We start from the raw sequence: 15,989 nt of genomic DNA on the forward strand, positions 1-15,989 counted from the left end.
CAGCTCACGGCAGGTGGTTGACGATGATTTTGCCGCCGCGCATGACCAGGGCCATTCGTTCAGGTCGGGCCATAATGCGTACATCTTGCAATGGGTTGCCGTCAATGACCAGAAGGTCGGCATGGGCGCCTTCACGCACGCAGCCTAATAAATCAGGCTGTTGGACGAGGGCGGCGTTGACGGCGGTGGCCGAATTGAGGATCTGAAACGGTGTTTCAACCTCAGCGCGAATCTCGAATTCATCGAGCTGATGCTTGTGCATGTCGCCGAGAAGATCGGTGCCGAAGCCGAGCTTGACCCCGGCCTTGCGGCAAAGTTCGATGGCGGTCAGGCCCTGATCCTTGACGTCGCTCAGCTTGTCGAGCGTGATTTGCGGCACGCCGAGCGCTTTGCCATGGCGGGCGATGGCGGCATAGGTGATGAGCGTCGGCACCACGAAGGCACCATGCTCGGCCACTGCGGCGGCAGCCTCGGCATCGATCAGGTTCGCATGTTCGATCGAGCGAATGCCGCAACGCACGCCGCGCAGGATGGTTTCCGCCGTATAGGCATGGGCCATCACATAGCTGCGGCGGCGGGTGGCTTCGTCGACTACGGCGCGGATTTCCTCTTCGGAATATTGCAGCATCCAGATCGGATCGGTGGGGGAGGAAATGCCGCCGGAGACGAAGATCTTGATCTGATGGGCACCTTGACGGAGCGCCTCGCGCACGGCTTTTCTAAGATCGTCGACGCCGTCCACAACCTCGGCCAGATTGCCGCGCATGCCGCAGCCGCAGGGCTCGATATGGGATGCCCGGCTGTCGCCATGACCGCCGGCCTGACTGAAGGCGCGGCCAGCGTAAAACAGGCGCGGGGCGTCGAAATGACCTTCTTCGATGGCGCGCCACAGACCGTAATCGGCACCGCCCGCGTCGCGCACGGTGGTGAAGCCGCGTTTGAGCGCGCCTTCCATCAAGGGACGTGCGCGCTGGGCGAGATAGCTGATCGGGAGTTCTTCCAGCAAGCCCATATTGGCTTCGGCCGCATAGGCGTGGAAATGGGCGTCAATGAGGCCCGGCATCAAAACCTTGCCTTTGAGATCGAGCACGCGATCGGCGGCCACATCCGGTTTGCCAGAACGAACACGCGCGATGCGGCCGTTTTCGATCAGCACATAATGATCGGCGATGAGATCGGGGCTGTGGCCGTCAAAGATCAGGCCGTTGGTGATGAGCGTGCGGGGCATGATCGGGTCCTCATGGTTAGGCTGGTGACTTGACCGCCAGAAGATGATGCGACTTGAACAGGGCATAGCTGACCGAAGACACAAGGATGGAGTCGATGGAGGCGATGCCGCTCAGGGATAGAATATTCTCGGAGGCCAGATAGCCGACCAGAATGCCAAGGCCCCAGGCGGCAAACGACCCGACATTGATGGCGGGCGCATCGGCGAGGGCCTGTTCGTTATAGTTGCCCCGGCGCACGATGAACATGTCGAGCACATAAATGGCGGCAATGGGCGGAATGGCAACGCCGAGGAGAACCAGGAAGCTGATGAAATATTGCTCCACATTGAACAGCGCCAGGATGGTGCCGACAATGCCGATGCCAAGCGTGATCTGCCACAGATGCGCGCGGGTGAAAATGGTCGAAAGCGACAGCGCCGAGGAATAGAGACAGAGCACATTGCTTGACCAGGAACTAAGCAGCAGCAGAAGGAACGCAGGCACGCCAATGCCCAGCGCGATCATGATGATGATCAGGTCATGCTGGCCGGTGGCGACGCTTGGCACCGCCGACAGGAACTGTACGAGCGGGAAGGACACCCCAAGCGCGATGAAGGCGGCCCAGAGCGCATGGCTCGCCTTGCGGGCGAAGCGGCTGTAGTCGGGCTGAATGATGACGCCAGCGATGTAGCTACCGATGACGGCGGAGACGGCAATGGAAAATGTCATGGTCGGCAGGCCGCCCGGTGCGGACCAGCTTGGGATTTTGTCAAAGGACAGAAAGGCCGCGTAGCCGAGCAACAGAGCAAGAAGCGGCACGAGGAAACGGGCCAGAATATCGATGCCCTTGAAGCCTGCAATGGTCACTGCAACCTTGAGGCCGCTGCCGATGATGATGAAGACCCAAAGCGGAACTGAGAGGTCGAACAGGTCGAGCACGGTTTGATGGGCGGCTTGGGCGAACACATATCCAAGCACGCCGAACCAGCCCACAAGCACCAGGGCAATGACCAGATTGACCAGCTTCGCACCCGAGCGGCCAAAGGCGAAGGCCGTCAGCATATAGGTGGAATAGCGCGATCTGCTGCCGACATAACTTGTGAGCGCGCCCATGGAGCCGAGCACGAGACAGCCGAGCATGAAGGCCTTGATGCCGTCGCTGAGGCCAATGGCATTGCCGATCTGCGCCGCCATCATGAAGGCCGGAATGGCGATGGTGCCGCTGATGATGACAAGCGCGATATGGAAGCCGGAATAGGTCGCGCTGTCGGGCACTTGCTGACGGGAAAAATCGTCCGCCGCGCCCGCTGTGGTTTTGGGGTCGCTCATCCTCAGTCCTTTGCGGCAAAGAAAACCCCTCTCCGCAAGGGAGAGGGGTTGGTATCGTTAAACGTCGAGGCCGTAGTGGTCTTTCGCCTGATCAGGCGTGATATAGCCGTTCTTGAGATCGGCGCGCACCTTGTCACGCGGCCGCTTGAGCGGGTCGCCGTAACCGCCGCCGCTGCCGGTGGTGAGGCGAACAACCTCATGTTTGGCGAGCCGCAGTGCCGTGACCATGGTGTGCTTTTCGGTCGAGCCGTCGTTGCGCAAGACCAAGGCCCCGTTATGGGAGCCTTCATGACCGCCGTTCATGCCCCAGGGGCGGCTGTCATAGCGGGTGGTCGAATAGGTGAGATAGGCTTCGTCGGCGGTGATGCGGTAGTCGAGCACGACGCCCTTGCCGCCACGGAATTCGCCCGCGCCGCCGCTGTCGTCATGGAAGGCATATTGATCGATTTCGAAGCCATAGCGGCTTTCGGCCAGCTCGATCGGGATGTTGAAGGTTTCGCCGTTGGCGCAGCAGAACTGGCCATTGTCGCCGTCCATGTCGTAGGAGGCGCCCCAACCGCCAAGCAGCGGTTCGCCCATGACGAACAGGTCATTGCTGTCGGGATGAAGGCCCGACAGGAAGGTCGCGCCGACGCTGCGCATATGGCCGGTGGGCAGCTTGTCCGGGATGATCGGCATCAAGGCTTTCCACATGGTTTCGATGGCGGCGATCAGCGGCTCGTAATAAAGCGAGACCGGGGCCGGGCTTTCGGCGCTGAGGATGGTGCGCGGCGGGCAGATGATCTCAAGCGCGCGGAAGCAGCCGCCGTTGGCCGGGATGTCCGAATTGGTCACGGCCTTGAAGGCGCAGCGTGCGCCGGTCACAAGGCCGGTGTAGCTGCAATTGATCGGGCCGCGTGTCTGCGGGCTGGTGCCGGTGAAGTCGGCGATCATCTTGTCGTCGGTGATCGTCACCTTGACCTTGACCACGAACGGACCGTTGCCGAGGCCGTCGTCTTCGACCACGTCTTCAGCTGTATAAACGCCGTTCGGAAGCTTGGCGAGTTCGGCCTTGGTCATGCGCTCGCCATAGTCGAGAAGCTCGTCCATGGCGACCAGCAAGGGCTCGCGGCCGTATTTTTCAACAAGCTCCAGAATGCGCTTGGCGCCGACCTTGGCAGCCGCGACACCCGCATGCATATCGCCGAGCGTGCTGTCGGGCAGACGCACATTGTCGCGGATCATCTGCACCAGGACGTTGTTGATGCGGCCTTCGTCGTAAAGCTTCAGGAAGCGGAAATGCAGACCTTCCTGGAAGATGTCGGTGGATTCCGTCGACACGCTGCCGGGGCGTGCGCCGCCGACTTCGGTCCAGTGGGCCTTGTTGACGGTGAAGGCGATCAGCAGATCGTCATGGAACACCGGCAACACAATCAGCACGTCCGACAGATGGGTGCCGCCGCCTTCGTAAGGCGAGTTGGTGATGAAGATATCACCCGGCTTGATGTCGCCCGGATTGGGGTAATGTTCAAGCGTGCTTTGGACGCAGGTATCAAGCGTCGCGAGGAAGCCGGTGACGCCGTTCCCCTGTGCCAGCAGATTGCCCTTGGCATCCGTCGCCCCGACCGCGAAGTCGGTGGTTTCATAGATGATCGGGCTCATGCTGGTGCGGATCATGGCGTTGAACATCTCGTCGCCAAGCGCAACGAGGCTATCCTTGATGATTTCGGTGGTAAAGAGATCCGATGCCATGATCTTTATGCCTTTTCCATGCCCAGGATATGGACGTGATAATTGCCGTAGTCGTCCACCGTCACGCGATGGCCGGGGGAGATGACGAGGGTCACCGAAGGTTCCTGAATAACGGCGGGACCGAAGAATTCCATGCCGGGTTCAAGCTTCAAACCGTCATAGATGGTTGCGTCATGGGTGCCATGTTCATCGAAATCGACGCGGCGGGTTTCGCGCACGGCGGTTTTGATGTCGGCGCCGGTGGCGGTCTTTTTCACAAGCTCGGGCTTTGGCACTTCGACTTTGGCGACGAGATGGAAGTTCACCACCTGCACGTTGTTGTCGAGGCGATAGGTGAAGCGCTTTTCATGGGCTTCATGGAAGCGTTCGATGGCGCCATCGATATTGACGCTGCCATCGGCGTTGAAGGGGCAGGTCACTTTGACCGTATGTTCCTGACCCTGATAGCGCATGTCGAGGAAGTAATCATAACTCACGCCTGTGCCGGACTCTACGCCGTCGCGGGCGTAATCGTCACGGGCGCGGGCTTCCATCTCGTGGAAGCCGGTTTTGATGTCCTTGCCGCTGTCGGCGGTGACATTCAGAAGCCGGGTCTGCAGATAATCGCGACGGAGATCGGTCAACAGCATGCCCCAGGCCGAGAATACGGCCGAGTTCACGGGCACGATGACTTTCGGCACCTTCAGGTCTTCGGCCAAAGCCACCGCATGCATGGGGCCGCCGCCACCAAAGGCGATGAGCGTGAAGTCGCGCGGGTCATAGCCCTTGTTGGTGGACACGAGACGGAGCGCGTTGGTCATGTTGGCGTTGGCGATGCGGATCACGCCGCGCGCCAGTTCCTGCAACGACATCTGCAGGCGGTCCTGAAGCGGCTGAAAGGCTGTGGTGAGCGCTTTCATGTCAGGCTCGACCTCGCCGCCGACGAAGGACTTCGGATCGATGCGGCCGAGGACCAGATTGGCGTCGGTGGTCGTCGGGCGGGTACCGCCACGGCCATAGGCAGCCGGACCAGGCATGGCGCCTGCGGACTGCGGGCCCACATGCAGCTTGCCGCCCTCGTCAACCCAGGCGATGGAGCCGCCGCCGTTGCCGATTTCAACAATTTCAGACACCGGAGTCTGGATCGGATAGCCAGGGTTGCGGTTGCTTTTTTCGATGTAATATTCGGTGGTGACTTTGACTTCGCCGTTTTCGATCAGCGTGCATTTGGCCGTGGTGCCGCCGATGTCGAGAACGATCAGGTTCTTTTCACCGATTTCAAGACCAAGATGGGCGGCGGCATAGATGCCGCTGGCCGGGCCGGATTCGACCATGGTGATGGGGTTGTTCTTAGCTGCTTCGACGGTGGCGATGCCGCCGTTCGATTGCATCATATAGGGCTTTTGCGTGAAGCCGCCGTCTTTGAGTTTCTGTTCGAGAGACTCGATGTATTTCTTGGCGATCGGATGCACATAGGCCGACAGCACCGTGGTGTTGGTGCGCTCATACTCGCGCCATTCGCGGCTGATGTCGTGGGACGCCAGCGCTGAAACCTCGGGCCATAGCTCCTTGATGCGGGCGATGGTCAGGGCTTCGTTGTCCGGGTTCAGGTAGGCATGAAGGAAACAGACAGCGATGGCCTGCACCCCTTCGGCCTTGAAATAGGCGAGCAGCTCGGGGAGCGGGGAGAGATCGACGGGGGTGCGCAGTTCACCCTTGTAGTTCACCCGTTCGGTCAGTTCGGCGCGAAGGTGCCGCTCGACAAAGGGTTTTGGCTTGCGGAAATTGAAATTGAACAGGTCAGGGCGGTTGCCGCGTGCGATTTCAAGCACATCGCGGAAACCGCGTGTGGTGATGAGGGCGGTTTTGACGCCCTTGCGCTCGGTCAGGGCATTGATGACGACGGTCGAGCCATGAGCGAAGAAATCAAGTTCGCTCGGGTCGAGGTTGACCTTTTTCATGGCATTCATGACGCCCTGCTCGAAATTCGGCGGGGTGGTGTCGGCCTTGGCGGTTTTAACCTCGGCGCAGGTTTGCGTCGCGGGGTCATAGGCGTAATAGACCAGATCGGTAAATGTACCGCCTACGTCACTTGCAGCACGCATTGCCATGTGTCCGTCTCCGTTAGGTATGTCGATATCGGCTCGCTCAGCCGAAAAGCACGTAAAATACTTTGCTGTCCTCAAGCGCCAGGGACGCATGAGGCTCGCCGGGGTTCATGATGATGACCTCGCCGGCGGCGGCGCGACGGATTCCGTCTGCCGTTTCAATGTCGAGCGCCCCTTCGAGAACAAGGGAAAATTCCCGTTCCGCGTGCGGCGCCAAGCCCGTTTCCGGGTATCTCTTGCCTTTGGGGAAGGTCGCCGTCCCGATCTTGAGGCGCCCTTTGCCTTCTGGCAGCAGTTCAGTGAGCGTTGTCACTGAAAATTCGTCAGTCCCCAAGTCCAGTTTTTTTATCTGCATCACAATACTCCGGATACGCGGCCTTTGCAGGCTTTGATTGAAGTTTATGCGCTTTTAAAGTGAAGGGCCCGCTGGGACGACAGGGGGGAGGGTACGTCCCAGCGGTCACCTTCTCATCTTGCGGCCTCCACACCGGGGGGAGGGTGAAGGCCGCAAGTGTTCTCTTAGAAGTTGTATTTCACGTCGAGACGCCATACACGCGGCAGGGCCGCATGTGCGAAGCCACCCGAGACATACTCGGAGTTGTATTCCTTATCGAACAGGTTCTCGATCGAGCCAATGAGCGACCATTTGCCGTCATTGTCTTCGACGCCGACGCGCAGGTTGACGAGGTCAACAGGCTTGCGGGCGGTCGAGTTTTCCGGATCCCAGTACTGCTTGCCGATACGCTGATAATCGACGCGGTTGAAGAGACCGACGCTCGAGGTCAGCGGCACGCGATACTGAGCGCCGAGGTTGACCGAATATTCAGGGACATAAGGCGCCTTGTTGCCGACGAGGGTCGGATCGATGGCATAGTCCTTGATCTTGCTGTGCGTGTAACCAACGCCGCCGAAGACATCAAGACCTTCCGCCACACGATACATGGCTTCGAGTTCTGCACCGTAGAGTTCGACTTCGTCGATGCTCACGAGCACCTGAGCGCCCACAGCGCCGACGAATACGAAATACTGCTGACCCTGAACCTTGGTGTGGAAGACCGAGCCATTGAGGCGCAGACGACCGTCAAGCAGTTCGGTTTTCGAACCCAGTTCCCAGGTTTCTGTATTTTCCTGCGGCACGATGTCGCTCACGCCAGCGAGACCGTTCAGGCCGGCGATGATGCCAACGCCGTTCTGGTTGAACTGGCCGCTGCGGAAGCCCTGGCCCCAGGAGCCATAGATCTGGAAGTTGTCGAGCGGATGGTAGCGCAGGGTAACCTTGGGCTGCCATTTGTCGAACGAGGCCTTGTTCACGGAACCCGGTACGCCAACGCCCGGAAGACCGCTGAACTGTTCAGCCGACACCACCTGGGTGCGGTTGTCTTTGTCGTAACGCACGGCAACGGAGGCTTCGAGCGTGTCGGTGATGTCGTAAGCGACGTTCCCGAATACGGCCCAGGCCTTGTTGTGGTTGTCATCGGCGAAGAAGGTTGCGGTCGGGTTGATGGTGCTGTCAAAAAGCGGGTGACGCTCCACCTGCACGATGCCGAGACCAAGATCGTCGCCGGTGGTCGAGGACAGGAAGCGCTTGGTGTCGAGATAGTAAGCGCCAGCCATCCAGCGCAGACGCTGATCGGCCTTCGACGTGATGCGGAATTCCTGGCTCCAGGCTTTGACATCAAGATACTGAGTCTGCGTGCCGTCGGTTAAATAAGCCGGGTTCGCCGAAGCGGTGTAGGGGAACATGTCGCCGAGCGAGCGTTCATTCAGCTTATTGTAGGACGAGATCGACGTGAAGGTGGCGAAATCGGCGTCATAGTCCAGTTTCAGGGACAGTTCGTCGATCTTGCGGTTGTTGTAGCCGCGGTTGTTCGCGGTGAAGGTGCGGGTGACGTCGTTGGCGTCGCCTTTGGTGAAATCAAAACCGCTGTTGGCGCCATTGGCGTCAAGAATTGCCGGCTGGAACACGTAATTGAGCGCGCCGCCATTGGCCCGGGCAACGCTTGCACGGACATCAGCGGTCAGGTTTTCGGTGACGTTCCACTTCAGCATGCCGCGGGCGGAGAAGTCTTCGTAGTTGTCGACTTTATCGCCGGTGGTGGTGTTGTGGAAATAGCCGTCACGCTTGGAATAGCGCGCGCCAAGACGGAACAGCAATTTGTCTTCGACGATCGGGCCGCTGACGGTGCCGCCAAGCTGCCATTCGTTGCCGCGGCCGATACCGGCGTTTGCGGAACCTTCGAAGTTATTGGTCGGCTGTTTGGTGGTGATCAGGATGGCGCCGCCGGTGGCGTTGCGGCCATACAAAGCACCCTGCGGGCCGCGCAGAACTTCGATCAGCTGAAGGTCGAACATCTGCTGGGTGAGCTGGTTCGGGTTGACCTGCAGCACGCCGTCAACAACAACCGCAACCGGGCTTTCGCCGTTACGCACCTGGCTGATGCCGCGAATGGTGATGAAAGCGTTGCCGACGTTCTGCGACTGGATGATCGACAGGTTCGGGGTCAGGGCGATGAAATCCTGGACGCCTTCGATACGCGCGTCAGCAATGTTCTGTGCGGTGAAAGCGGTTTCGCTCAGCGGCACATCCTGTAGCGTTTCATTGCGCATACGAGCGGTGACGACGATTTCTTCAAAACCCATGCTTGATGCAGCGGGAGCAGCTTCCGGAGCAGTCTGGGCGACAGCAGGGAATGCGGACAGAATGCCGCAAATTGCCGTGGCGCCCACGAAAGGAAGTAGTTTTGACATCGTGTAGTTTCCTCACTGAGTACGATGGTCCGGAAGACCAGGAGTGCTTGCGCAGATTGACAGCGCAATGCATCACCCAAATGGCTTTTCGCCATATTGATCACCCGGATTGGGCAGTATCTGAATGGTCAGGGATGGCGGAGCCGGTTTCAACCTGGTGGACGGCTAACCAGGGGGCTCGCGATGGGTAGGTGGAGGTGAAAGCACGGCCGCTAAACCTAACCACGCGGTCAGGTCATTGTAATTTTATTTCAAAACCGTGTCGTATCGGGCACAAGCTTCAAGCGCGTCGCTGCGGCGATGGCGTCCGTACGCTTATCCACCTTTAATTTTACAAAAATATTACGCAGGTGAAATTTGACCGTATGTTCGGTCAGATCGAGGGTGCGGGCGATTTCCTTGTTGGAATGTCCGTGGGTGAGTTCAAGCAGCACTTCATATTCGCGCGTGCTGAAGATATTCGCCGCCTCTGCCTGGGCCAGCCTCTGATCGGCCCCGGTGGCGCTTTCGAGACAGGTGGAGATAAAGCGCATGATCACCAGATCGGTGCCGTCTTCACGGGCTTTTTTCTGCGCGGCATGGAGAAGCGGGTGAAGCCCGCGCGCGAGACGGAACGGCATGCGGATTTTCTCCGGTGCGGCAATCGTCAGCGCGCTCAAGAGATCCGTCAGAGCCGCCGGGCGCTGGCCTGAGAGGTCGAGCAGCTGGGCGCGCGCGATCAGGGCCCGGATCAGATAGAAATCGCTGCGGATATGCTCGCAACAGGCGACAAGATCATCAAGAATGCGCAAGCCACGGGCGCGATCCCGCTGCGCGGTCCAGAGGCCAAGCAAGGGTGCCACAGTCTGATAGGGCCGCCAAAGCTGCGGCTGGCTTTTCCAGCATTCGAGCGGGAAGCTTGCTTCGAGCCGTTCAGCCAGGGCACGAGTCGTGCTGTCGTCCTGTCTCGCAAGGGCCACGGCCAATCGGCAGGCTTCGACGATTTTGCCAAGTCTTTGTCCGCCGCGTGTGTCGACCAGTTGCTGGGTGCGGTCGATGGCGGTGTCGGCCGCGTCCAGATTCTGGCGCAACAAGGCCGCGGACATTTCAACGTCGAGCGCGGTGGCGAAAATCTCGAACCAGCCGTCATAAAGTTCGGCATATTGCAGGGCGTCCTGGAATTTTTCGAAATTGTCTTCTTTCCATTCGCCCGCCCAGAACAGCTGGCTGTTCAGCATGATGTCGGCAAGTGCCTTGAGGCCGCTGTCAGCGCCGAAATTTTCTTCGGCCATGCGCTGGGTTTCCCACAGATTGGCTTCGGCCAGTCGCAGTTTTCCGCCGTAAAGCGCAATGATGCCGGAATGAAGATAACAGTAATTGATGCCAAGGACGCTGTTGCCCTGACGCATGGCGCGGGTGGCGACCTGGCAGGTCTCCTGCGCGTCTTCAAGTCTGCCGAGCGCCAGATAATTGATGATCTTGGAACAGAGCAGCACGCCGCGTGAGACGGCATCTGTGTCAGGCGTGGTGTTGATCATTCGGGTGATGCGATCGAGGCTCGCTTCGTCGGTCCAGCGGTCTTCGTAAACCTCCTGCATGGCGGTCACATTGAGGAGATCGCGGCCGAGTCCCTGTGTGCTGTCAGCCTGAGCCTGAGCCGTTGTGGGATTGGCGAGGGCGTCTTCAAGATAGCGGCGGCCTTCGAGAATTTGGCCCTGCTTTATGGCAAGATAGGCGCGGGCGACCTGAATGCGGGGAAAGCGCGCCATCTCCCGGTCGGGAATATTGCGCAGCAGATTGCTGAGATAGCCAATGCCGCCGAACAGAATCAATTCCCAGGCCCCGGCGTTTTCAATCAAGCGGGCGCAGCGGTCGTAGTCTTCGGCGAGGCGAGCATGGCGCACGGCGTCGGGCACCAGGCCGTTCTGTTCGAACCAGCGTGAGGCGCGCAGATGCAGGGGCTTCAATTCGCTGGGATGGCGGCGTTTCAGACTGTCCCGCAGATAGTCCGCGAACAGATGGTGATAACGGAACCATTCACCGTCGAGCGGTACAAGGAGCGCGCGCAGCGGCTCCAGCTGCTGCAGGAGATCCCAGGCATCCTCACGTTCCGTCAGGGCATTGGCAAGGGACGCGGTGAAGCGTTCGCAGATCGAACTGAACATCAGGAAATTCTGCAGCTCCTCCGGAAGCCGGGTGAGGACCTGTTCCGCGAGGTAGCTTGCGAGAAGGCCGCTTTGGCCGCGAAACTCTCCGAAAACCTGTCCTTCGGCGCGGTCTCCGGCACTGGCGAGGCGGGCGAGCTGGATGGCCATGGCCCAGCCTTCCGTGCGCAGGAACAGCATTTCAAGCTGGCTGTCGCTGACCAGGGGGTCAAAGGCGGCGCGGGTTTCGGCCATGGAGAAGCGCAGAGACTCAGGGCCGATTTCCATGGCGTGGCCGCTCGCGAGGCTTTGGGTGATGCTGCGGGTGGGTCTCAGGCGGGAATTGACGATGAGCGTGAAATTGTCCGGCCCATTGTCCACCAGACGTTTCAACAGGTTGTTAATCTCGTCGGTTTCGGCGCGATGATAGTCATCGAGCATCAGCACCACATGGCGTGGCGATTGGGCAATGGCCTCAAGTGTCGCGGCCAGCGCCGCCTGAAGGGGCGTTTCGAGCAGGCCCTGTTCCGCAAGCCCAAGAAGCCGCCCGGTGTCCACCCCCGCCGCCGACAGGGAGAAAATGACATAGCACAGGAACTGCCGCGTTTCGTTGTCGTCTTCATCCAGCGTCAGCCAGGCGACCGACATGTCGCGTTTGATCAGTTCAGCCCGCCATTGTGCAAGCAGGGTGGTTTTGCCAAACCCAGCCGGCGCGGCCACAAGGCACAGGCGGCGGGTCAGGGCATGCTCAAGGACAGTCAGCAGCCGAGGACGGTCGATCAGGGCGATCTGTTGCCGTGGGGCCTCAAGTTTGGCCCGGGTCAGCCAGCTTTGGCGGTGATTTGAAAGATCGGCCCCTACGACAGGCGGCATTGGTTGGAGCACTCACTGATAAAGATCTTAGGCCTCGGTCCATGTCCGAGCTTTTTGAAATTAGAGCAGTTCAATCTCCTATGGAAGCGGTTCCGTCAATTCCTGTAAGCGGACGGTTGATTGATTAAAAAATAGGCAGTGAAAGTGAGTGGCTAAAATTTAGGCGAAAAATACGGGCTCGGTGAGGGCGGATTCCGGACTTTTCACAGAAAATCCTGTGATTCCAGGGTGCCGCAGCTTCGGCATGATTTTTGATAGGAAAAGATCAGCCGCGTAGTCACAGGGAGACTGAGATGAAATTCAACGTCGCAAGCATCAAGCCTGTTCGGGGAGCAGATGTCCGATGACATATATGAGGAAAGCCGGGCTTGCCGGTCTGACGTTTACGGGGACGGTGCTTGTGGCGGGAGCGGCGATGGCGGCCCCCGCGCCGGTGCTCGATAGCGGCGTCAATGCCTGGATGATGGTCTGTACGGCTTTGGTCTTGATGATGACCATTCCGGGCGTTGCCTTGTTTTATGGTGGTATGGTGCGGAAAAAGAACGTGCTGTCGGTGCTGATGCAAAGTTTTGCCATCACCTGTCTGATCAGCCTGTTGTGGTTCGTGATCGGTTACAGCTTGTCGTTCAGCGGCACGGGGCCGTTTGTCGGCGATCTATCCAATCTGTTTCTGAACAAGCTGACGGTGGCCGGGCTCACAGGGGCTTCGGGCGGAAAATATTCCGAAGCCACCTTTATGCTGTTTCAGATGACCTTTGCCATCATCACGCCAGCGCTGATTTTCGGTGCGGTGGCGGAACGGATGAAATTCTCGGCCGCTATGCTGTTTGTGGCCGCCTGGTCGCTTGTGGTCTATGCGCCGATTGCGCATATGGTCTGGTCGGAGTCGGGCTTTTTCTTTGCCATGGGCGCGCTTGATTTCGCGGGCGGCACGGTGGTTCATATCAATTCGGGCGTTGCGGCTTTGGTGGCCTGCATCGTGATCGGCAAGCGTGTGGGCTTCGGTGTTGAGAATATGGCGCCGCATAATCTGGTGCTGTCGGTGATCGGGGCGGCGCTGCTGTGGGTTGGCTGGTTCGGCTTTAATGGTGGCTCAGCCTATGCGGCGGATGGGCGCGCGGCCATGGCGCTGGTGACGACGCAGGTGGCGACCGCCACGGCCGCTCTCGCCTGGATGGCCGCTGAATGGATCAGCCATAAGAAGCCTTCGTTGCTCGGTCTGGTGACGGGGGCGGTGGCCGGTCTTGTAGCCATCACGCCGGGGGCTGGCTATGTGACGCCGGTCGGCGCGTTCTGGATTGGTCTTGCGGGCGGGGCTGTCTGTTTCTTTGCCACGACATGGGTCAAGCGGTTGTTCGGCTATGATGACAGCCTTGATGTGTTCGGCGTTCACGGCGTCGGCGGGATCGTCGGCGCGATCTTGACCGGGGTTTTCGCGACCCGTGTGATCATGGGTGGCGACGCGTCCATGGGGTTGCTTGAAGGCAATGGCGGGCAGGTGGTGGTTCAGCTGTCCGTCGTGCTCGCCACGATCATTTATAGCGGAGTGGGGTCTTACATCATTCTGAAGATTATCGATCGGCTGGTCGGACTGCGGGTCCCCGGCGACAGTGAACGCGAAGGCCTGGATATTCGTCTTCATGGGGAGAGCGTTAGCTGATACGATCTTCGGACACTACCTTTCTACAGTGACTTTATCGTCCGGCCGGGGTGTCTCGGCCGGACGGTTTTTTTGTGGGGTGGGTAGAGGAACTTGGGGTGACATTCTCCCTTATTGTCATTGCCGGGCTTGACCCGCCAATCCATCTGGCCGCCGTTTCGCCTGTTGCACCATGGATTGCCGGGTCAAGCCCGGCAATGACAATATGAGGGGCGACAATAAGGAAGGTCGCCAACAAAAAAGGCGGCCCGGAATGGGGCCGCCTTTGGTTGGGGTGCTGCAACGTGGCTCAGGCGGCTTTGACGCGGGCCAGGAAGTTGTCGATCTGGGTGCGCAGCTGATCGGCGTTTGATTTGAGATGCTGGGCGGTGACCGAGACTTTGTCGGCTTCCGAACGGGTTTCGGTCACGGCGCTGTTGACGCCGACGATGTTGCTGGACACTTCGCTTGTGCCCTTGGCCGCTTCCTGAACGTTGCGGGCGATTTCCTGGGTGGCGGCACCCTGTTCTTCGACGGCGGCGGCGATGGTGGCGGCGATTTCGTTGATCTGGTGAATGATCCCGGAAACTTCCTGAATGGCGGCGACGGCGCCTTCGGTTTCGTCCTGAACCCGTGAAATCTGCGCGCTGATTTCCTCGGTGGCCTTGGCGCTTTCATTGGCGAGCGATTTGACTTCGGAGGCGACCACGGCAAAGCCCTTGCCGGCTTCCCCGGCGCGGGCCGCTTCGATGGTGGCGTTCAAGGCCAGAAGATTGGTCTGGCTTGCGATGCTGTTGATCATTTGCACGACGGCGCCGATTTTTTCCGCCGAATCCGAGAGCGCCAGAATGGTGCCCGAGGTCTTGTCGGCGGTGGTCACCGCACGTCCAGCGATTTGCGAGGCGTCGATCACAAGACGGCCGATTTCGAGGATCGAACTGTTCATTTCCTCGGACGCGGCGGCCACCGTATGCACGTTGGCGCTGGCCTGGGCCGAGGCGCTGGCGACGGCGGTCGACTGTCCGGCGGCGCGGTCGGCCGAAGCCTTCATAAGCGTCGAGGTCTGGTCCATGTCGCGGGCCGCGGTGCCAAGCGAGTTGAGGGCCACATCCACATTGTCGTTGAATTCGACCACCAGCTGATCAAGCACTGCTGCGCGCTTGGACTGGATTTCGGACTGACGGGCCATTTCGGCGGAGGCTTCGCGGATTTCTGCGGCCTGGCGTTCGGTGGCTTCGGACTGGCGTTTGATTTCGTCGGTCTGGCGGCGGGTTTCTTCGGTGAAATCCTGATTTTTGATCATGGATTCTTTGAAGATCGCGAGTGCCTTGGCCATGTCGCCGATTTCGTCGTCGCGCTCGATGCCTTCGATGTCGATCTTGAGGTGACCGGCGGCGAGCGAGCCCATGGTTGCAGTCATGCTGTTGAGCGGGCGTGTCAGACCGCCAATAACGATCAAAAGCGCAAGCCCGATCCCGGCACCGAGACCGATGATGGTGATCGTCAGCATGCTGGTCAGGGCGCTTTGGTAATAGAGAGTGAGTTCTTCAGTATTGTGCTCGACCTCGGCGGCGATCTTCTGTGCTTCGGCGGCCATCAACTCGTTGAGTTTGGTGCGATTGGCGCGGTTTTCGGGATTGTCGCCCCAAACGCGGGCGGCGGCCGGACCGTCGGTCCGGGAGATGCGGACCATCTCGCTGCGGAATTCCATGAATTTCTTGGCCGTTTCATTCAGATCGACAAACGCTGCCTGCTTGTCTGCCGGCAGGATTGCCTGCCAGGCGGCCATGTTTTTTTCGATCTTGGCCAGGGAGACTTCCATGCCCTTGGCGTATTTTTCGGCTTCGCTGCTTTCGTTCGACATATAGATGCCGCGCGAGTCCATGACGACCGCATAAATCATGGCATTGGTGTTTTCCCCATAAAGGGCGCGCTTGGTGGCCCCGGCGGAGTCGTCGACCATAGTGTCATATTTGTTCATCGTGGTGATGCCGATGATGGCGATGACCATGGCTACGAGAGATAACAACGCAACGACAAAAAAGATTTTGGGGGCGAGTTTAATTCGAGACAGAATTTGCATTGCAATCCTCGTGAGGTGCATAAAATTTGACTTCGCCTGCTGCTATGAGGGCAGTTGGCTTCGTGAAGCCATTAGGCTGCAATGCGTTAATTAATAATTACAGATCCGCCAAGGGCCGTAACTATTAATTAAGTGAAATTTAAACGGTTGTTTTCACGGGGCTTCATA

9 protein-coding genes are annotated in these 15,989 nt (G+C 59.2%); 1 reads left to right on the forward strand and 8 read right to left on the reverse strand.

Annotation, left to right across the window (positions count from 1 at the left end; all coding sequences use genetic code 11):
• Positions 1-4 precede the first annotated feature (4 nt).
• From NYP16_RS09290 to NYP16_RS09320, 7 genes are all read right to left on the reverse strand, one after another.
• Entirely contained in the window at positions 5-1,228 is a 1,224-nt protein-coding gene (locus NYP16_RS09290; protein WP_274943855.1) for a metal-dependent hydrolase family protein, read from the reverse strand.
• A gap of 16 nt (positions 1,229-1,244) precedes the next feature.
• Entirely contained in the window at positions 1,245-2,537 is a 1,293-nt protein-coding gene (locus NYP16_RS09295) for a cytosine permease (RefSeq protein WP_274943856.1), read from the reverse strand.
• 57 nt (positions 2,538-2,594) lie between these two features.
• Positions 2,595-4,268: a hydantoinase B/oxoprolinase family protein gene (locus tag NYP16_RS09300; RefSeq protein ID WP_274943857.1), complete on the reverse strand. Its 1,674-nt coding sequence runs from the start codon at positions 4,266-4,268 to the stop codon at positions 2,595-2,597.
• A gap of 5 nt (positions 4,269-4,273) precedes the next feature.
• The gene (locus NYP16_RS09305) at positions 4,274-6,352 is read right to left on the reverse strand and encodes a hydantoinase/oxoprolinase family protein (protein ID WP_346742515.1); all 2,079 of its coding nucleotides are present in this window, start codon (positions 6,350-6,352) and stop codon (positions 4,274-4,276) included.
• Between the two features lie 43 nt (positions 6,353-6,395).
• Positions 6,396-6,710, reverse strand: a complete 315-nt coding sequence (locus NYP16_RS09310; RefSeq protein WP_274943859.1) for a cupin domain-containing protein — start codon at positions 6,708-6,710, stop codon at positions 6,396-6,398.
• A gap of 164 nt (positions 6,711-6,874) precedes the next feature.
• Positions 6,875-9,103 carry a TonB-dependent receptor gene (locus tag NYP16_RS09315; RefSeq protein WP_274943860.1) on the reverse strand — a complete coding sequence of 743 codons (2,229 nt, stop codon included), beginning with the start codon at positions 9,101-9,103 and terminating at the stop codon, positions 6,875-6,877.
• Positions 9,104-9,354: 251 nt separating this feature from the next.
• Positions 9,355-12,099 carry a LuxR C-terminal-related transcriptional regulator gene (locus NYP16_RS09320; protein WP_274943861.1) on the reverse strand — a complete coding sequence of 915 codons (2,745 nt, stop codon included), beginning with the start codon at positions 12,097-12,099 and terminating at the stop codon, positions 9,355-9,357.
• 343 nt (positions 12,100-12,442) lie between these two features.
• On the opposite strand from NYP16_RS09320, the gene NYP16_RS09325 reads away from it, so the two are divergent.
• On the forward strand, positions 12,443-13,759 hold the full coding sequence (locus tag NYP16_RS09325; RefSeq protein WP_274943862.1) for an ammonium transporter: 1,317 nt from the start codon (positions 12,443-12,445) through the stop codon (positions 13,757-13,759).
• 289 nt (positions 13,760-14,048) lie between these two features.
• Here NYP16_RS09325 and NYP16_RS09330 read toward each other — a convergent pair whose 3' ends face one another.
• Entirely contained in the window at positions 14,049-15,821 is a 1,773-nt protein-coding gene (locus NYP16_RS09330; RefSeq protein WP_274943863.1) for a methyl-accepting chemotaxis protein, read from the reverse strand.
• Positions 15,822-15,989 lie beyond the last annotated feature (168 nt).

Origin of the sequence: Govania unica (assembly GCF_027920805.1) — a bacterium.
Lineage (GTDB): Bacteria > Pseudomonadota > Alphaproteobacteria > Sphingomonadales > Govanellaceae > Govanella > Govanella unica.